This is a genomic window from Pseudomonas sp. 1121_17, assembly GCF_052850745.1.
On record NZ_VXCX01000010.1, the window covers coordinates 41175 to 58985 of the forward strand.

Here is a 17811-nt window from a genome sequence, read left to right on the forward strand (position 1 = left end):
ATCCTGCGGCGTTCGAGACACGTCTGGCTCGGCTATCATGGCCACTTTTTCCAGGAGACTGCCCCTATGGCCAAGGCCAAGCGCTTGTATGGCTGCACCGAGTGCGGCGCGACCTTTCCCAAATGGGCGGGCCAGTGCGGCGAGTGCGGCGCCTGGAACACCCTGGTCGAGAGCATGATCGAAAGCGGCGGCGCTGCGGCGCCAAGCGGGCGTGCTGGCTGGACCGGGCAGCAAGCCCAGCTGAAAACCCTGGCCGAAGTCAGCGTCGAGGAAATCCCCCGCTTCAGCACCAGCAGTGGCGAGCTGGACCGGGTGCTCGGTGGTGGTCTGGTAGATGGCTCGGTGGTGTTGATCGGCGGTGACCCCGGTATCGGCAAATCGACCATCCTGTTGCAGACCCTGTGCCACATGGCCGCCGCCATGCCGGCGCTGTATGTCACCGGCGAAGAGTCGCAGCAGCAGGTAGCGATGCGCTCACGGCGTCTGGGCCTGCCGCAGGACAAGCTCAAGGTCATGACCGAAACCTGCATCGAGACCATCATCGCCACCGCTCGCGTCGAGCAGCCGCGGGTCATGGTCATCGACTCGATCCAGACCATCTTCACCGAACAGCTGCAATCCGCACCAGGCGGGGTCGCCCAGGTGCGCGAGAGCACGGCATTGCTGGTGCGTTACGCCAAGCAGAGCGGCACGGCGATCTTCCTCGTTGGTCACGTGACCAAGGAAGGCTCGCTGGCCGGGCCACGGGTGCTCGAGCACATGGTCGATACCGTGCTGTATTTCGAGGGCGAGTCCGATGGCCGTCTGCGCTTGTTGCGTGCAGTGAAAAACCGCTTTGGCGCGGTCAACGAACTGGGCGTGTTCGGCATGACCGATCGCGGCTTGAAAGAGGTCTCCAACCCGTCGGCGATTTTCCTCAATCGCACTCAGGAAGAAGTCCCCGGCAGTGTGGTCATGGCGACCTGGGAAGGCACCCGGCCGATGCTGGTCGAGGTGCAGGCGCTGGTCGACGACAGCCACCTGGCCAACCCGCGCCGGGTCACCCTGGGCCTGGACCAGAACCGCCTGGCCATGCTCCTGGCCGTCTTGCACCGGCACGGCGGCATCCCGACCCACGATCAGGACGTGTTCCTCAACGTGGTCGGCGGGGTCAAGGTGCTGGAAACGGCCTCTGACCTGGCGTTGTTGGCCGCAGTAATGTCGAGCTTGCGCAATCGGCCCCTGGCCCATGACCTGCTGGTGTTCGGTGAAATCGGCCTGTCTGGCGAAGTACGGCCGGTGCCCAGCGGTCAGGAGCGTTTGAAGGAAGCCGCCAAGCATGGCTTCAAGCGTGCCATCGTGCCCAAGGGCAATGCGCCCAAGGAGTCTCCGCCGGGGCTGCAGGTGATTGCCGTGACCCGGCTTGAACAGGCCCTCGACGCGCTGTTCGAGTAACCAGGCAAAACCGCCGCATAAAAAAGGGGAGCCGACGATGCGCGTCGGCTCCCCTTTTTACTGCTCGGTCAGGCGTCAGTGCTCGGCCACCGCGTTGCGCCGTCGCGCCTCGCCGTCCTGCTCTGCGCCCTCTTGCAGTGGCACCTCGTTGCCTTCGGCGTCGAACAGTTTGCCCTCCTTGAAGTAGTCGCCATCACGCAGGGCGGAGATGTCCGAGTACTGGATGGTGCGCTCGTAGGCTGCGGCGAACACCGACTGGTTCTCCGAGTTACCGGTGGTGAAGTGGTTGAACATCAGGTTGAGCAGAATCGCCATGATCGCCGCCGAGCTGATGCCGGAGTGGAAGATGGTCTCGAACCAGTTCGGGAATTGGTGGTAGAAGTTCGGTGCGGCAATCGGGATCATGCCAAAGCCCAGCGAGGCGGCGACGATGATCAGGTTGACGTTGTTCTTGTAGCTGACCTTGGACAAGGTGCGAATCCCGCTCGCAGCCACGGTACCGAACAGCACGATGCCAGCACCGCCAAGTACTGGCGTCGGCACTGCGGCGATCACCCGGCCCATCACCGGCAGCAGGCCCAGCACGACCAGGATCAGGCCGCCGGTAGCCACTACATAGCGGCTCTTGACTCCGGTCACAGCCACCAGGCCGACGTTCTGGGCGAAGGCGCTCTGGGTGAAGGAGCCAAAGATCGGTGCCAGGATGCTGGAGGCCATGTCGGCGCGCAGACCGTCGCCCAGGCGCTTGGAGTCAACCTTTGTATCGATGATTTCACCGACCGCAAGGATGTCTGCCGAGGTTTCGACCAGGGTCACCATGATCACGATGCACATCGACAGGATCGCGGCGATATGGAAGGTCGGCATGCCGAAGTGGAACGGCGAGGGCATGGCGAACATCGGGCCCTCGGCGACCTTGCTGAAATCGGCCATGCCCAGCGACCAGGCAATCAACGTACCGACCACCATCGCCAGCAGGATCGACAGTCGCGAGATGGTTGCGCTGCCGAGTTTGCTCAGCACCAGCACGATGGCGAAGGTCAGCGCGGCCAGGCCGATGTTGGCCATGCTGCCGAACTCTGGTGAGGCACTGTTGCCGCCCATGACCCAGCGCGCCGCAACCGGCATCAGCGTCAGGCCGATGGTGGTGATGACGATGCCGGTCACCAGCGGTGGGAAGTACTTGGTGATCCGCGAGAACACCGGCGTGATCAAAAAGCCGAGCACCGAGGCCGCCATCACTGCGCCGAGCACCCCCGGCAGGCCACCGCCACCTTCACTGCTGAGGATCGCGCCCATGGTCGCCACACCGGCGAAGGACACACCTTGAACCAGCGGCAGCTGGCAGCCGAAAAACGGTAAACCAAGTGTTTGCAGCAAGGTCGCCAGGCCACCGGCAAACAGTGAGGCGGCGATCAACAGACCGATCTCGGCGGGGTTCAGGCCCGCTGCCTGGCCCAGAATCAGCGGGACCGCAACGATCCCGCCATACATGGTCAGCACATGCTGCAGACCGTAGGCCAGGTTGGCGCCAAGGCCGAGGTTTTCGTCCTCGGGACGTTGGGCTGCAGATGTTCCAGGGGGCGTCGTCATGGAGCAGGCTCTCTGTTTATTGTTGTGGGGCTACTGTAGACACTTCCTACAAAGGATGGCCACAAAAATTGTATACAATATTTTGATCGGAGCGCGCACAAGAGTGCCCGTAAACAGCGTGTCAGCTGAATGCAGAAAGCGTTCCAACAGAGCGCAAGCGTGATTATAAAGTTGTGTACAAGTCCCCAGACCGCTTGCAAGAAGCTGTCTGGGTAGACAGGAAACACATTGAGGAGGGGCAGGTTAGCTAGCTAACAGATAGTATTATTCGATGAGTTCGCGCAGTTCGCGCATCATTTCAGTGCGATCAGCCAGGTTCAATTCCACAAGACGGTGCAGATGGCTCATCGAGTCGAGGTCGATGTAGAGGCAGACGAAGCCCAGCTTGCTGGTTTCTTCATGACGCAGCTCGACCAGCATTTCCAGTTGCACCTCGGGGCTGAGGTGTACCGTCGCTTCAAAATCCTGCGTGGCATCTGGCTCCCAGCGCTCGGGGCGGCTGACCAGAATGCCCTTGAGGGAGATATCCAGCAGCTTTACCTGCCATTTTTGCGAGCCTTGGCGCAGTTCTGCGGTGGCATCGAAAGCAATTCGCTGGAAACGCCGACGTTCGTCGTGATCGCTCATGGTCAAAGCCCTCTGCAAGACATCCTGACTATAGTTGAAGGTATGGGCGTATGTGCTTGCGCAATTGGGCGGCAAAGGCTCTAGAACAAAGCAAATGTGGCAATGCGCCTTGACTGGCCCTAGACTCGCTTGGCGGTCTTTCCAATCCACCAGCTGGAAGTAAACCATGAACAACAATAATAGCCTGCTACGCCACATTCCGTGGCTGGTGTTGGCAGTACTGGGAGCCTGTGCGCTGGGTGTAGTTGCCCTGCGTCGCGGCGAGGCAGTCAACGCCTTGTGGATTGTGGTGGCGGCAGTGGCCTTGTATCTGGTCGCCTATCGCTACTACAGCCTGTTCATCGCCACCAAGGTGATGCAGCTCGACTCGCGTCGGGCAACCCCTGCGGTACTCAACAACGATGGTCTGGACTATGTGCCGACCAACAAGCACATCCTCTTCGGTCACCACTTCGCCGCCATCGCTGGCGCGGGGCCGCTGGTCGGTCCGGTCCTCGCCGCGCAGATGGGTTACTTGCCCGGTACGCTGTGGCTGATTGCCGGTGTGGTCCTGGCAGGTGCCGTTCAGGACTTCATGGTCCTGTTCATGTCCACCCGCCGCAATGGCCGCTCGCTGGGTGACATGGTCCGTGAAGAAATGGGCCGGATCCCGGGCACCATCGCCCTGTTCGGCTGCTTCCTGATCATGATCATCATCCTCGCGGTGCTGGCGCTGATCGTGGTCAAGGCCCTGGCTGAAAGCCCATGGGGCATGTTCACGGTGATGGCGACCATCCCGATCGCGATGTTCATGGGCATCTATATGCGCTATATCCGCCCGGGGCGGATTGGCGAGATCTCGATCATCGGCGTGGTCCTGCTGCTGCTATCGATCTGGATAGGTGGCCTGGTGGCTGCCGACCCGGTCTGGGGCCCGGCGTTCACCTTCACCGGTGTACAGATCACCTGGATGCTGGTGGGCTATGGCTTCGTTGCCGCCGTCCTGCCGGTATGGCTGGTACTGGCGCCGCGGGACTATCTGTCGACCTTCCTCAAAATCGGTACCATCGTCGCCTTGGCGCTGGGCATCCTGATCCTCGCGCCTGAACTGAAGATGCCTGCGCTGACCCAGTTCACTGACGGCACTGGCCCGGTCTGGAAGGGCACGCTGTTCCCGTTCCTGTTCATCACCATCGCCTGCGGTGCGGTATCCGGTTTCCATGCGTTGATCTCTTCGGGCACCACGCCCAAGCTGCTCGATAACGAAACCAACGCCCGTTACATCGGTTACGGCGGCATGCTGATGGAGTCGTTCGTGGCAATCATGGCCATGGTCGCCGCTTCGGTGATCGAGCCAGGCGTGTACTTCGCCATGAACAGCCCAGCGGCAGTGGTCGGTTCCGACGTGGTAAGCGTTGCGCAGACGGTCAGCAGCTGGGGCTTCCTGATTACCCCTGAGCAACTTGAAGCGGTTGCCCGCGACATTGGCGAGCACACCATTCTGGCCCGTGCCGGTGGTGCGCCAACGCTGGCAGTCGGTATCGCGCAGATCCTGCACCAGGTACTGCCGGGTGAAAACACCATGGCCTTCTGGTACCACTTCGCGATTCTGTTCGAGGCGCTGTTCATCCTCACTGCAGTGGACGCCGGTACCCGTGCCGGGCGCTTCATGCTGCAAGACCTGCTCGGCAGCTTCGTGCCTGCACTCAAACGTACCGAGTCGTGGGGCGCCAACCTGCTTGCCACTGCTGGCTGCGTGGCGATGTGGGGCTACCTGCTGTATCAAGGCGTGATCGATCCGCTCGGTGGCATCAACACCTTGTGGCCGCTGTTCGGTATCTCCAACCAGATGCTGGCCGGTATCGCGCTGATGCTCGGCACCGTGGTACTGATCAAGATGAAGCGCCAGCGCTACATGTGGGTCACCCTGGTACCGGCGGTATGGCTGCTGATCTGCACCACTACTGCAGGCTTCATCAAGCTGTTCGATCCGAACCCGGCTGTTGGCTTCCTGGCCCTGGCGAACAAGTACAGCGTCGCGCTGGACGCCGGTCAGGTACTGGCTCCGGCCAAGGACGTTGGTCAGATGCAGCACGTGATCTTCAACGCCTATACCAACGCTGGCTTGACCATCCTGTTCCTGGTGGTGGTGTTCAGCATCCTGTTCTTCGCCCTCAGAGTCGGTTACTCGGCACTGGGTCGCAAAGAGCGCAGCGATAAAGAAACCCCGTTCCAGGCGCTGCCTGACGCGTAAACGAGAGGACTGCAGCCATGTTCAACGACCTGGGTCGTCTGGGTAAGTACCTGGGGCAAGCTGCCCGGCTGATGGTCGGCATGCCCGACTACGACAATTATGTCGAGCACATGCAGGGTAAGCACCCGGACAAGCCGATGATGAGCTACGAGGAGTTCTTCCGCGAGCGACAGGAAGCCCGTTACGGCGGCAAGTCCGGGCCCAAGTGCTGTTGAACCAGCGGCAAGTGTGATCGAGTGGGAGCCCGGGCAACCGGGCTCCCACTTTCATTTATGGCCAAAGGAGATGTCTGCGTGCAAACGCCTATTCCTGTAACGGTCCTCACCGGTTTTCTCGGTGCGGGCAAGACCACCCTGCTCAAGCACATGCTCAAGGCCGAGCATGGCCTGAAGATCGCCGTGATCGAAAACGAATTCAGCGAAGCCGGCATCGACAGCCAATTGCTCGGAGACGAGCCGGTGCAGGTCATGACCCTGGCCAACGGTTGTGTGTGCTGCACCATCCACACCGACCTGACCAAAGCCCTGTACCTGCTGCTGGAGCGGCTGGATGCCGGCGACATCGCGTTTGACCGGCTGGTGATCGAATGCACCGGTCTGGCTGACCCGGCGCCAGTCGCGCAGACCTTCTTCATCGAAGAAGAGCTGCGCGATCGCTACATCCTCGACGGCATCATCACCCTGGTCGACGCCGCCCACGCCGATGTCCACCTGACTCAGGCCATTGCCCAGGCTCAGGTCGGCTTTGCCGACCGCTTGCTGTTGAGCAAGACCGATCTGGTCACGGCAGAGGCTGTCGAGGCCTTGCAGGAGCGCCTGGCGCGGATTAACGGCCGCGCGGCGATTCGCATCGTCGAGCAGGGCCGCATCAACCTCGCCGAGCTGCTCGATGTGCGTGGCTTCAATCTCAATCCTGATCTGGGTGCGAGCATCACCCGCAGCCTGCGCCCGGTGCTCAAGCCGGCGACCCCGGATCGCATCTCGACGCTGGTCTTGCGTAGCAGCACTGCGCTGGATATCGATCGCCTCAGCGAGTTCATGAACGAGCTGCTGGAAAACCACGGCAAACAATTGCTGCGCTACAAAGGCGTGCTCAACATCGCCGGGGATGACCGCCGTTTGGTGTTCCAAGGCGTGTTGAAGCTGTACGGGTTCGACTGGGACAGCGAATGGAAGGCCGACGAGGCGCGTGAAAGTGTGATGGTGTTTATCGGCGATGAACTGCCCGAAGACGAGATCCGTGCAGGCTTTGCCGCGCTGACCTGAGCAAAAAAAAAGGCCACTGCATGTGCAGTGGCCAATCTGGACGTTAGATCAAGGAGCTTCTAAATCAACGTCGTCGAGCGTGGCCTGCACTCAGGGCCGGGGGAGTGCGCTGCGTGCTGGCCAGTGAAGTCAGCATAAGCCGCTGTTGCGGCGAGAAAAATAGCCCTAGGCGACATTCACCTTTACGCGCCGGGTAAGAGTCACTGCTCAAGCCGCGTAGCCCATCCGCCAGCTGATGTCGCGGGTGGCCGCCAGCAACTTCTGCGCCGCCGGGCCATGCTCATCGGCATGGAAAATCGAGGTCGGCCCTACCACGGTCATCACCGCTACGATGTGCCCCATGGCATTGAAGATCGGCGCCGACAATGCGTCGACGCCAGGCATCAACAGCCCATGCACATGGTGCAGCCCCTGCTCGCGAATCCCCGCCAGCAGTGGCTGATAAGCATCGAATGTCTGCGTCATGGCGGCCAACTCACGCTCACGCAGGTCAACCGTTTCGCGCTCGGGCAAATGCGCAGCGAACACCAGCCCGGTCGATGAGCTGAGCAGCGGCAGCACCGAGCCGATCTGCGTCACCACGGTAACGGCGCGCACCGCCGGCTCGATACTGACCACGGTCGCGCCCTGATTACCCCACACAGCAATGAAGCAGCTCTCGTTGAGCGCGTCGCGCAATGCCGACAGCGGCAGCGCCGCCACCTTGAGCACATCGATGCTGCCCAGCGCCGCCATGCCCACCCGCAACGCTTCGCGGCCCAGGCCGTAGTGGTTGGTGGCGCGATCCTGCTCGGCGAAACCGCTGGCAATCAGCGCCTGCAAATAGCGATGCACCTTGCTCGCCGGCATGCCGACGTGCTCGGCCAGGCGCGACAGCGAGGTCGACGGCGAAAGCTCGGCAAGGGCCTTGAGGATATCGGTGCCGACTTCCGCCGAGCGGACCTTTTGCTTGCCGGTGTCGGCAGGGGTGCTGGCTTTGGACATGGGGAAAGGAATCCACATTGACAGATGGCGACTTTATAACTTGACGACGGGCGGCGAGCAAATTACGTTATTCGTAATCTGATTACGACAATAACAATGCAGACGCGCTGCCAGCCACCGTGATACGGCCCGGTTCAGCCCAGCAGCCCCTGCCAGCATGGCTCTCAGTGAGCCTGGAGGCACAGATGACCCGCGACACCGCCCTCGACTACCTAAGCGGCTTTGGCAACGAGTTTGCCAGTGAAGCGCTGCCTGGCGCCCTGCCGGTCGGGCAGAACTCACCCCAGCGTGCGCCTTACGGCCTGTACGCCGAATTGCTCTCGGGCACCGCGTTCACCATGGCCCGCAGCGAACTGCGGCGCACCTGGCTGTACCGCATTCGCCCCTCGGCGCTGCACCCGCGCTTCGAGCGCCTGGCGCGCCAGCCGCTGGCGGCGCCACTGGGCGCGGTGACGCCCAACCGCCTGCGCTGGAACCCGCAGCCGCTGCCGACCGAAGCCACTGATTTCATCGAGGGCTGGCGGCCGATGGTTGCCACTGCCGCGGCGGACAAGCCATCCGGCGTCAGCATCTATATCTACAGCGCCAACCGCTCGATGCAGCGGGTGTTCTTCAATGCCGATGGCGAGCTGCTGCTGGTGCCTGAGCAAGGCCGCCTGCGTATCGCCACCGAGCTGGGCGTACTCGATGTCGAACCGCTGGAAATCGCCGTGATTCCGCGCGGCATGAAGTTTCGCGTCGAGCTGCTCGACGGTCAGGCGCGTGGTTATCTCGCCGAAAACCACGGCGCGCCACTGCGCCTGCCCGATCTTGGCCCGATCGGCAGCAATGGCCTGGCCAACCCGCGAGATTTCCTCGCCCCCGTGGCCCATTACGATGACAGCGACGGCCCGGTCCAGTTGGTACAGAAGTTTCTCGGTGAACACTGGGCCTGCGAACTGCAGCATTCGCCATTGGATGTGGTCGCCTGGCACGGCAGCAACGTCCCGTACAAATACGACCTGCGTCGCTTCAATACCCTCGGTACGGTCAGCTTCGACCACCCGGACCCATCGATCTTCACTGTGCTGACTTCACCGAGCAGCGTCCACGGTCTGGCCAACATGGACTTCGTGATCTTCCCGCCGCGCTGGATGGTCGCCGAGAACACCTTCCGCCCGCCGTGGTTCCACCGCAACCTGATGAATGAATTCATGGGCCTGATCCAGGGCGCCTACGACGCCAAAGCCGACGGCTTCCTGCCCGGCGGCGCGTCGCTGCATGGGGTGATGAGCGCCCATGGCCCGGATGCCGAGACATGCCACAAGGCCATCAATGGCGAGCTGGCACCGCACAAGATCGACAACACCATGGCCTTCATGTTCGAGACCAGCCAGGTCCTGCGCCCGAGCCAGAGTGCGCTTGAATGCCCGCAATTGCAGGCCGACTACGACAGCTGCTGGGCCACCTTGCCGAGCACCTTCAACCCGAATCGGAGATAACCCATGAACCACACCGCGACTGCCCGTAGTTGGGTCGAACAGGCCAACGGCCACAGCGACTTCCCGCTGCAGAACCTGCCTTTGGGGATTTTCAGCCGGCCAGGTGAAGCACAGCGCTGTGGCGTGGCCATCGGCGATTCGATTCTCGACCTGCAGGCCGTGCTTGCCGCCGGCCTGTTCGAGGGTGAAGCCAAAACTGCGGTCGAGGCCACCGTCGACGCCACGCTGAATGCCTATTTCGCCCTTGGCCGTTCGGCCCGGGTTGCGTTGCGCCAGCGTTTGCTGGAACTGCTGGGCGAGCACAGCGAACATCAGGCTGCACTGCAAGCGGCGCTGTACCTCGCCAGCGACTGCCAAATGCACCTGCCGGCCAAGGTGGGCGATTACACCGACTTCTATGTCGGCATCGAACACGCGAAGAACGTCGGCAAGCTGTTCCGCCCGGACAACCCGCTGCTGCCCAACTACAAGTACGTGCCAATCGGCTACCACGGCCGCGCCTCGACCTTGCGCCCGTCGGGCACCGATGTGCGTCGGCCCAAAGGCCAGACCCTGCCTGCGGGTCAGACCGAGCCAAGTTTCGGCCCTTGCGCCCGGCTCGACTTCGAGCTGGAACTGGGCATCTGGATTGGCCAGGGCAATGACATTGGGCAAGCGATCCCGATTGGCGATGCGGCCGAGCATGTTGCTGGTTATTGCCTGCTCAACGATTGGTCGGCGCGCGACATTCAGGCGTGGGAATACCAGCCGTTGGGGCCTTTCCTGTCGAAGAGCTTCATCACCACGCTGTCACCGTGGGTAGTCACTGCCGAGGCACTGGAACCGTTCCGCTGCGCTCAGCCGGCGCGTCCCGAGGGCGATCCGCAGCCACTGTCGTATCTGCTCGATGCACGCGATCAGGCCAACGGCGCGCTCGACATCGAACTGGAAGTGCTGCTGATCACCGAGGGCCTGCGTGAACAAGGCTTGCCGCCTCACCGTCTGAGCCTGAGCAACACCCTGAGCATGTACTGGACCGTGGCGCAGATGGTTGCCCACCACAGCGTCAACGGCTGCCAGTTGCAAGCAGGCGACCTGTTCGGCTCGGGCACGTTGTCCGGCGCGCAGCCAGGGTCACTTGGCAGCCTGCTGGAGATGACGGATGGCGGCAAGCAGGCGATCGAGCTGGCCAGCGGCGAGGTGCGCAAGTTCCTCGAAGACGGCGACGAGATCATCCTGCGTGCTCGCTGCAAGCGCGACGGCGCGGTCAGCATCGGCTTCGGCGAGTGCCGCGGCAAAGTCATCGCGGGTAACTGAGAGGGCAGGCCATGCAGCTGTTCGGCTATTACCGTTCGACCTCGTCCTATCGGGTTCGGATTGCCCTGGCGTTAAAGGGCCTCGCGTTCGACAACGTGGCGGTCAACCTGCTCAAAGGCGAGCAGCGCAGCGATGTCTACCTGGCGCTCAATCCGCAGGGCAGGGTGCCCGCGCTGGGCTGTGACAGCGGTAGTATGCTGGTGCAATCGGCGGCGATCATCGAGTACCTGGAGGAGCTTTATCCACAGCCGCCGCTATTGCCTGCCGAGGCTGAGGCGCGGGCGAAGGTACGGGGCGTCGCTGCGATCATCGGCTGCGATGTGCACCCGCTGCACAACGTCAGCGTACTCAATCAGTTGCGTCAGCTGGGGCTGGACGAGGCGCAGGTCAATCAATGGATTGCCCAATGGATTGGCCAGGGTCTGGCAGCGGTGGAGCAGTTGATCGATGATCAGGGCTTCTGCTTTGGTCTGGCGCCGGGTTTGGCTGATGCCTATCTGCTGCCACAACTGTATGCCGCCGAGCGGTTCAGTGTCGATCTGAGCCGCTACCCGCGGATCAACCGGGTGGCAGCGCTGGCTGCGCAGCATCCGGCGTTTATCCAGGCGCATCCATCACGTCAGCCTGATACCCCGCTTCAGTGAATCGATGGGCTGCTGGCGGGCAGGTGGCCAAGACGTTCGCTCAGCTTCAAGCGCTGCGCAGGGTCTTCGCTGAGCAGCAATGCCCGTTCCAGGTCAAAGCGCTCGGCCTGCGGGCAATCCAGGCGCTGGTACAGCGTGGCGCGCGCCAGATAATCGCTGACCAGCACCGGCCCCAGCTGCATGACCCGTTCGGCGTCGATCAATGCGGCGAGGTCATTGTCGTTGCTGATATGCAGCTGGCGCAGGTTGCGTGACAGCCGCTGCAGCATCTGCAACGGGCTGGCCACCTGCATGTGTTCAGCCGTCAACGCTACCTGTGGGCCGAACTGACGGGCCAGTAGCTGGCGGCACTCAGCCGGGTACAGACGGCGACCGCCGCACGGGTCGAGCAGGTGATCCGCGCCAGGCACGCGCAGCAGAAAATGGCCTGGGAAGTTGACCCCTTCCAGCGGGATCGACAAACTCCGGGCCAATTCCAGGGCGAGGATTGCCAGCGCCAGCGGCTGGCCACGGCGGCGCTGCAACACTTTGTCCATCAGTGCCGCGTGGGCACGCAGTGGCAGCATTTCGTCTTGCTGGAAGCCCAGCGTGTTGAGCTGGCGCAACAGCGGCTGGGCGAGCTCACTGAGTGGCAACATCGGCAGGCTGGCATTGATTTGTTGGTGCAGCTCACGCACCTGGGCGAGGGCGTGGGCGGGCACGACACTGGGATCGTGCTCGGCGGCAATCCACAAGGTTGCTTCCAGCAGGTCGACGGGCGCGCGTTCCAGGCACGCCAGGCAGGCTTTACGTGGGTTCATCAGACTCTCCCCGACACGCTTGAGTATTAGCTCTGACAGCGCGGTTCGTCCAGTGGTCCGACCAGCCCGCGCTGTGCATCGCGCTGCCTATACTGTCAGGAGCACCTCGCTGGAGGCGGTCGATGTTCGCGCTCATGCAAAGCACCCGCACGCAGTCACTGCACCTGTTCGTTGATCCACCCAGCGGCCTTAGAGCCGTGGTGGCGATCCACAACGAGCAGTTGGGCCCCGCCATGGGCGGCTGTCGCTACCTGGCCTATGCCGACGACGAAAGCGCCGTCACCGACGCCATTCGCCTGGCTCAGGGCATGAGCTACAAGGCTGCACTGGCAGGCCTGGCACAGGGCGGTGGCAATGCCGTGATCATGCGCGGAGCCCATGTGGAAAACCGCGCAGCACTATTCGAGGCGTTTGGCCGCGCGCTCGACAGCTTGAATGGGCGCTTCATCACTGCCGTCGACAGTGGCACCTCAACCCTGGACATGGACTGCATTGCCCAGAGCACTTCTCACGTCACCAGTACCACCGCTTCGGGAGACCCCTCGGCACATGCTGCCATCGGGGTGTTCGCTGGCATCCGGGCCACAGCAATGGCACGGCTGGGCACCGATAATCTGGAGGGCTTGCGGATTGCTGTACAGGGCTTGGGTAACGTCGGCTTCGCGTTGGCCGAGCAACTGCACGCGGCGGGCGCGGAACTGTTGGTCAGCGATCTTGACGCGGGCAAGGTACGTTTGGCGGTGGAGCAATTCAATGCCCAACCAGTGACCAATGATGCGCTGGTCAGCACCCCGTGCGACATCTTCGCACCTTGTGGTGTGGGCCAGGTACTCAGTGGCCAAAGCGTCACGCAATTACGCTGCGCTGCCGTGGCGGGGTCTGCCAACAACCAGCTGACGACCCTGCAGGTGGCCGATCATCTGGAAAAGCGCGGGATACTCTATGCGCCGGATTACGTCATCAATGCCGGTGGCTTGATCTACGTGGCACTGACCCACCGGGGCGAGAGCCTCAGCACCATTACCGCGCATCTGTCCCGAATTCCGTCACGCCTGACCGAAGTGTTCGGCCATGCCCAGGCGGAAAAACGCTCGCCAGCGCGGGTGGCGCAGATGCTGGCGGAGCGCTTGCTGTATGGCTGACGGCAGTTATTCTGCAGCGCTGCCCTCAAGCAGCTCGGCCAAGGCATCGGGCTGGCTCTTGAACGCTCGGGCGAACACATCGCGATTCTTCGCCATGTAAATGCCGGCTTCCTCGACTTGTTGTTCGGTCAGCGACGGCACCGCTTTTTGCAGCACATCAGCCAGGCGCTCGGCCAGCTCGAGCATCTTGTCGTGACGATCCGCTTCGGCTTTATCCATGAACAACTGCTCCGGGTCGCGACTGCTGCGGTATACCACTTCGACGGCCATTCATCACCTCTGTGCCTTTATAGCGGGTTATGCAAATAATTTACTGTATGGGTGTACAGTACTCGCATAGGCCACCCCAGCGCAACCCGATAGTGGCCATTTATCTGCACGAAAGCGTAGCTCATAGGTGCCTTGCGGCAATCGGTCGCCTTCCAACCCTCGTGTCTGGCCTTTTAACTGCATGGCACAAGCGTCACACAGGTGGCGCACCATCCTTCAGTCGTATCGGGGAATCGAGCATCGTGAACATCAAATGGGCAGAAAAAATGCGCAAGGGCCTGCACGGCTCTGCCGACTCGCTGGGCAACCTGTGCGTCGAGGGGTTTCACTACCTGGCGTTGTTCGGTATCGGCGGGATTACCGCGTGGGCGGCGGTCGAGGCGTTTCTGGACATGCTCAGCAAGGGCGGGGTCAGCGTCGATGACATTCTGCTGCTATTCATCTACCTGGAGCTGGGGGCGATGGTCGGGATCTATTTCAAGACCAACCACATGCCGATCCGCTTCCTGCTGTACGTGGCAATCACGGCCCTGACGCGCCTGCTGATCGGCGATGTGTCCCATCACAAGGCGCCGGACGTTGGCCTGCTGTACTTGTGCGGCGGCATCTTGCTGTTGGCCTTCGCGATTCTGGTGGTGCGCTATGCATCGTACCGCTATCCCTCAAGCCGGGCGCTGGACGCTCACGGCAAGGAAGTCGACGAAGGCCGCTAGCGCTCAGTTGGCGAGCTGGCTGGCGGCGTGACGTTGCTGGCCAGGGTCGCGGGTGAGGGCGGCGAGTACCTGCAGCGGGTTTTCGCCTTGTTCGATGGCCAGCCCAAGGCGGATGCTGTCGATGACCCGCTGCAAGCGTACCGGATCGTTGCGTTGGGCCTGGCTGATCAAACGCTTGGCCACGGCGCCGCTGTCGTCGGACAGGGTCAGCATGATGCTGCCGTCGAGGCGGGCGATGCTCAGGTTGACCCGATAACGCGGGGAGAAGGCATTGCTGATCTGATCGAATGGATTGTGCATGGGCGCGGATCTACAGGTTAACTGGATGGAAAAGTTGACCGGGTATTCGCTCAGATGGTTCACAGCCGCTGATCGGCGTGGCTTTTTGGTGAGATGGTTGAATCAGAAAGGGCCGCGAAGCGGCCCTTGTGCGACTAACTGAACAGCGCTGTCATCACTCCTCGATTTCTTCGTTCACTTCCAGCACTACACGCTTGCTGCGCAGTTTGCCGAACAGGTGATCCAGCGCGTGGTCGAGTTTGGTCGTGGCACCCTCGACAGCCTGCTCCAGCGAAGTGGCCGTGTGGCTTACGGAAATCGGTTGATGGCCTTTGGGGCGAGCCTCCATCTGGCAACGTTTGTCATGCGGTCCGGGCTTGGCGCCGTTGTCGTCTCGCAGGTGCACCTCGATGCGGGTGAGGTCGTCCTCGTAACGTTCAAGACTGCTCTCAAGAGTACTACGTACCCACTCTTCAAGCCGGATGCTGCCGTCGATCTGGTTGCTGCTGTTGACTTGGATTTGCATGACTTCAATCCTTATTCAGCTTGCTCGCAAGAGTCGCCCAGGCCATTGAGGCCTGTGGAAAATTATCGCCTCTTGACTGTAAGGTCAGGCATCCGCGCGGCGATTTCAAGCCCTTTTCAAATATAAATTTTTTGAATTAAATCAGCCTTTGATGGACGCAGCCGAGCGCAGCATGATTCGGCTTGGGGCGCCGATGCGCCCCTCACCCGGTCAGAATTCGACCGAAGTCTGAACGTACAACGTGCGTGGCTCACCGACATATTTGCCGCGATTGTTATCGTCAAACGAGCGCGTGTAGTACTCGCGGTTGAACAGGTTCTTCACCCCCACAGCGAGCTTCAGGTTCGACAACTGTGGGCCGAAGTCGTAGCCGGCGCGGGTGCTTACCAGCATGTAGCCGGGGATGCGCCCATTGGCGCCATTGGCGCTTTCGTCGCGAGTGTTGGCATTGTCGGCGAACTGGCTGCTCTGGAAGCTGCTGTCCAGGTTCAGCTGCCACGGCCCATCGGTATAACCCAGGCCGAGGGTGCCCTTGTGGCGAGACGAGAACGGCACCTGATTGCCCTTGTTGGCGCCGTCTTCACGGATGGTCGCATCGACGAACGCGTAGCCAAGGTGCACATCGAAGCCGCTTAATACCGGGCTCAAACCATCGAGCGCGTAACGCAGGTTGGTCTCGATGCCCTGGTGGCGCGTTTCGCCGCGTGCGATGACCGCGTCGTTGCTCTGGTTGCTTTCATATTGGTTGTCGAAATTGATCAAGAATGCGCCGATCTCCGCCTGCAGGTCGCCATTGTCGTAGCGCGTGCCGACTTCCCAGGTGCGGGCTTTTTCCGGTTTCACTTCGCCGCTGCTGACGCGATTGGGCATCTGGCTGTACTGCACGCTGCCAAATGAGCCTTCGGTGTTGGCATACAGATTCCAGCTGTCGGTCACGTGGTACAGCACGTTCAGGGCGGGCAGGGCGGTGTTGTAGCTGCCCTGGAAGCGCTGGCCGCTGATCTTGTTGCTCTGCTCGGAGTCGATCATCTCGTAGCGCACGCCCGGGGTGATGGTCCAGCGGCCGATATCGATACGGTCGTCCAGGTAGATCGCATGCGCTTCGGTGCTGCCACGGGTGTCGCGACCGAGGAAGCTGCTGCTGGTCGGCAGGTCGCCATTGACCGGTGCCTGGTAGCGCAACTCGTGGCCGGCTTCGTTGATGTAACGGTAGCCGACGCCGACTTCATGCCAGCTGTCACCCAGGGCGAGGCCTTGCGAGAAGCGCGTTTCGATGCCGCGTACCCAGTATTCGCGTGGCGACAGCGAGACGAAGTTGCCCTGGTCCAAATAGCCGCTGCGCAGGGTCTTGGTGAAGAAGCTGTTGACGCTGACCTGGCGATCATCCTGCTTGTAGTCGTAACCGACGTTGACCAGCGTGCGCCGGCCCCAGAACTTGTCCTTGAGTCGGGTCGACTGATACGGATCGGCGTCGTAGGCTGCCTGGCTCAAGCCGCCGGGCATCTCGGCTTCGCCTTCATAGTATTGCGCCATGGCGTGCAGGCTGTTGGCCTCATCGAGCTGCAGCTTGCCCTTGAGCATCAAATCGTCGATCTGCGTATCGCTGTGCTCGCGCCAGTCGCCGCCGCGGCTGCCGGAATACAGCAGGGCGCCGCCCAGGCCATTGGCGTTGGTGCCGCCGACCAGCAGGTTGGCGCTGTTCTTGATGCCATCGTGGCTGGACGACGGCGTCATCTGATTTTGCATGGCCGCCTTGAACGTGGCTTCTTCGGGGATCGCCCGGGTCACGAAGTTGACGATGCCGCCGACGTTCTGCGGCCCATAGCGCACAGCACCGCCGCCGCGCACCACGTCTACCGCGTCCATGTTGCCCAGGCTCAGCGGGGCCAGCGACAACTGCGGCTGGCCATACGGCGCGAACGGCACCGGGATGCCGTCCATCAGCACGGTCGAGCGTGAAGCCAGGCGCGGGTTGAGGCCGCGGATGCCGAAGTTCAGCGCCAGGTCGTGGCCGCCGGTGCCGCTGGTGCCCGGCGCATTCACCCCTGGGATGCGGTTGAGCATTTCACGCGGGCTGCTGGCGCCGCTGCGTTCGAACTGCTCGCGGCGGATCACGTCACGTGCGCCGGGGTGGTCGAAGACATTGTCGGCCTGCGCTTCGGCCAGCCAGTCACCGACCACGGTGGACGCGCCCAGCTCGATCGGCGCGCTGGCTGCAGGTGCCGCGACAGGCTGTAGGCTGAAGGCATTGGCACCTTCCTGGCGAGCCTGCAGACCGCTGCCGCGCAGCAGTGCCTCCAGGCCCTGATCAAGCGCGTACTCGCCTTGCAGGCCCGGGCTCTGCAAGCCTTGGGTGAGCTGCGAGCCATACGAAATCAACGCACCACTTTCGCGGCCAAACTGGTTCAGCGCCTGCTCCAGCGAGCCGGCGGCGATGTGGTACTCGGCGGCCAGCACGGCAGGCGCGGCGAGGCTGAAGGTGGAGGCTAGCAACAGGGCGAGGGAGCTGGGACGCAACAGCATG

The 17811-nt window shown here is 62.1% G+C and carries 17 protein-coding genes; 9 read left to right on the plus strand and 8 right to left on the minus strand.

Annotated elements, in window-relative coordinates; genetic code table 11:
• Positions 1-66 precede the first annotated feature (66 nt).
• Entirely contained in the window at positions 67-1434 is a 1368-nt protein-coding gene (radA, locus tag FW789_RS17775) for a DNA repair protein RadA (RefSeq protein WP_101322090.1), read from the plus strand.
• A gap of 75 nt (positions 1435-1509) precedes the next feature.
• Here the strand turns inward: radA and FW789_RS17780 are convergent, their stop codons facing one another.
• Positions 1510-3027, minus strand: coding sequence for a nucleobase:cation symporter-2 family protein (locus tag FW789_RS17780; protein WP_103438551.1), 1518 nt, complete (start codon positions 3025-3027; stop codon positions 1510-1512).
• 264 nt (positions 3028-3291) lie between these two features.
• Entirely contained in the window at positions 3292-3654 is a 363-nt protein-coding gene (locus FW789_RS17785) for a PilZ domain-containing protein (protein ID WP_103438550.1), read from the minus strand.
• A 166-nt stretch (positions 3655-3820) separates the two neighbouring features.
• Here FW789_RS17785 and FW789_RS17790 point away from each other — a divergent pair, with 166 nt between their 5' ends.
• The 3 genes from FW789_RS17790 to yjiA all read left to right on the plus strand — a co-directional run bounded on the left by FW789_RS17790 (position 3821) and on the right by yjiA (position 7152).
• Complete coding sequence (locus tag FW789_RS17790; RefSeq protein WP_101322087.1) at positions 3821-5887, plus strand: carbon starvation CstA family protein; 2067 nt, start codon at positions 3821-3823, stop codon at positions 5885-5887.
• Between the two features lie 17 nt (positions 5888-5904).
• Positions 5905-6102, plus strand: coding sequence for a YbdD/YjiX family protein (locus FW789_RS17795; RefSeq protein ID WP_101322086.1), 198 nt, complete (start codon positions 5905-5907; stop codon positions 6100-6102).
• A 78-nt stretch (positions 6103-6180) separates the two neighbouring features.
• Positions 6181-7152 (plus strand): GTPase, encoded by a 972-nt coding sequence (gene yjiA / locus FW789_RS17800; protein ID WP_186701039.1) that lies wholly within the window; start codon positions 6181-6183, stop codon positions 7150-7152.
• Positions 7153-7359: 207 nt separating this feature from the next.
• On the opposite strand, the gene FW789_RS17805 is transcribed toward yjiA, so the two are convergent.
• Positions 7360-8136: an IclR family transcriptional regulator gene (locus FW789_RS17805; protein WP_103438548.1), complete on the minus strand. Its 777-nt coding sequence runs from the start codon at positions 8134-8136 to the stop codon at positions 7360-7362.
• A gap of 185 nt (positions 8137-8321) precedes the next feature.
• Here FW789_RS17805 and hmgA point away from each other — a divergent pair, with 185 nt between their 5' ends.
• Genes hmgA through maiA form a run of 3 tightly spaced genes read left to right on the plus strand, consistent with a single transcriptional unit; the run spans position 8322 to position 11557 of the window.
• Positions 8322-9617 carry a homogentisate 1,2-dioxygenase gene (gene hmgA, locus FW789_RS17810; RefSeq protein WP_103438547.1) on the plus strand — a complete coding sequence of 432 codons (1296 nt, stop codon included), beginning with the start codon at positions 8322-8324 and terminating at the stop codon, positions 9615-9617.
• 3 nt (positions 9618-9620) lie between these two features.
• Positions 9621-10913, plus strand: a complete 1293-nt coding sequence (gene fahA / locus FW789_RS17815; RefSeq protein ID WP_340612941.1) for a fumarylacetoacetase — start codon at positions 9621-9623, stop codon at positions 10911-10913.
• 11 nt (positions 10914-10924) lie between these two features.
• Complete coding sequence (maiA, locus tag FW789_RS17820; RefSeq protein ID WP_411562600.1) at positions 10925-11557, plus strand: maleylacetoacetate isomerase; 633 nt, start codon at positions 10925-10927, stop codon at positions 11555-11557.
• On the opposite strand, the gene FW789_RS17825 is transcribed toward maiA, so the two are convergent.
• On the minus strand, positions 11551-12357 hold the full coding sequence (locus tag FW789_RS17825; protein WP_103438544.1) for a SirB1 family protein: 807 nt from the start codon (positions 12355-12357) through the stop codon (positions 11551-11553). The two genes, maiA and FW789_RS17825, sit on opposite strands and share 7 nt — an antisense overlap.
• Positions 12358-12479: 122 nt before the next feature.
• Between FW789_RS17825 and FW789_RS17830 the strand changes: the two genes are divergently transcribed.
• On the plus strand, positions 12480-13499 hold the full coding sequence (locus FW789_RS17830) for a Glu/Leu/Phe/Val dehydrogenase family protein (RefSeq protein WP_103438543.1): 1020 nt from the start codon (positions 12480-12482) through the stop codon (positions 13497-13499).
• A gap of 6 nt (positions 13500-13505) precedes the next feature.
• On the opposite strand, the gene FW789_RS17835 is transcribed toward FW789_RS17830, so the two are convergent.
• Positions 13506-13769, minus strand: a complete 264-nt coding sequence (locus FW789_RS17835; RefSeq protein ID WP_186701042.1) for a YebG family protein — start codon at positions 13767-13769, stop codon at positions 13506-13508.
• A 242-nt stretch (positions 13770-14011) separates the two neighbouring features.
• Here FW789_RS17835 and FW789_RS17840 point away from each other — a divergent pair, with 242 nt between their 5' ends.
• Complete coding sequence (locus tag FW789_RS17840; RefSeq protein ID WP_101322077.1) at positions 14012-14482, plus strand: phosphate-starvation-inducible protein PsiE; 471 nt, start codon at positions 14012-14014, stop codon at positions 14480-14482.
• A gap of 3 nt (positions 14483-14485) precedes the next feature.
• Here FW789_RS17840 and FW789_RS17845 read toward each other — a convergent pair whose 3' ends face one another.
• The 3 genes from FW789_RS17845 to fecA form a co-directional block, all read right to left on the minus strand.
• On the minus strand, positions 14486-14782 hold the full coding sequence (locus tag FW789_RS17845; protein ID WP_103438537.1) for a DUF3509 domain-containing protein: 297 nt from the start codon (positions 14780-14782) through the stop codon (positions 14486-14488).
• Between the two features lie 154 nt (positions 14783-14936).
• Positions 14937-15287 (minus strand): HPF/RaiA family ribosome-associated protein, encoded by a 351-nt coding sequence (locus tag FW789_RS17850; RefSeq protein WP_101322075.1) that lies wholly within the window; start codon positions 15285-15287, stop codon positions 14937-14939.
• A gap of 210 nt (positions 15288-15497) precedes the next feature.
• On the minus strand, positions 15498-17810 hold the full coding sequence (gene fecA, locus FW789_RS17855) for a TonB-dependent Fe(3+) dicitrate receptor FecA (RefSeq protein WP_446431812.1): 2313 nt from the start codon (positions 17808-17810) through the stop codon (positions 15498-15500).
• Position 17811: the final 1 nt, after the last annotated feature.

Coding starts and splice junctions, on each gene's coding strand:
- radA (WP_101322090.1), top strand. CDS start 67: ATGGCCAAGGCCAAGCGCTTGTATGGCTGCACCGAGTGCGGCGCGACC.
- FW789_RS17780 (WP_103438551.1), bottom strand. CDS start 3,027: ATGACGACGCCCCCTGGAACATCTGCAGCCCAACGTCCCGAGGACGAA.
- FW789_RS17785 (WP_103438550.1), bottom strand. CDS start 3,654: ATGAGCGATCACGACGAACGTCGGCGTTTCCAGCGAATTGCTTTCGAT.
- FW789_RS17790 (WP_101322087.1), top strand. CDS start 3,821: ATGAACAACAATAATAGCCTGCTACGCCACATTCCGTGGCTGGTGTTG.
- FW789_RS17795 (WP_101322086.1), top strand. CDS start 5,905: ATGTTCAACGACCTGGGTCGTCTGGGTAAGTACCTGGGGCAAGCTGCC.
- FW789_RS17805 (WP_103438548.1), bottom strand. CDS start 8,136: ATGTCCAAAGCCAGCACCCCTGCCGACACCGGCAAGCAAAAGGTCCGC.
- hmgA (WP_103438547.1), top strand. CDS start 8,322: ATGACCCGCGACACCGCCCTCGACTACCTAAGCGGCTTTGGCAACGAG.
- fahA (WP_340612941.1), top strand. CDS start 9,621: ATGAACCACACCGCGACTGCCCGTAGTTGGGTCGAACAGGCCAACGGC.
- maiA (WP_411562600.1), top strand. CDS start 10,925: ATGCAGCTGTTCGGCTATTACCGTTCGACCTCGTCCTATCGGGTTCGG.
- FW789_RS17825 (WP_103438544.1), bottom strand. CDS start 12,357: ATGAACCCACGTAAAGCCTGCCTGGCGTGCCTGGAACGCGCGCCCGTC.
- FW789_RS17830 (WP_103438543.1), top strand. CDS start 12,480: ATGTTCGCGCTCATGCAAAGCACCCGCACGCAGTCACTGCACCTGTTC.
- FW789_RS17835 (WP_186701042.1), bottom strand. CDS start 13,769: ATGGCCGTCGAAGTGGTATACCGCAGCAGTCGCGACCCGGAGCAGTTG.
- FW789_RS17845 (WP_103438537.1), bottom strand. CDS start 14,782: ATGCACAATCCATTCGATCAGATCAGCAATGCCTTCTCCCCGCGTTAT.
- FW789_RS17850 (WP_101322075.1), bottom strand. CDS start 15,287: ATGCAAATCCAAGTCAACAGCAGCAACCAGATCGACGGCAGCATCCGG.
- fecA (WP_446431812.1), bottom strand. CDS start 17,810: ATGCTGTTGCGTCCCAGCTCCCTCGCCCTGTTGCTAGCCTCCACCTTC.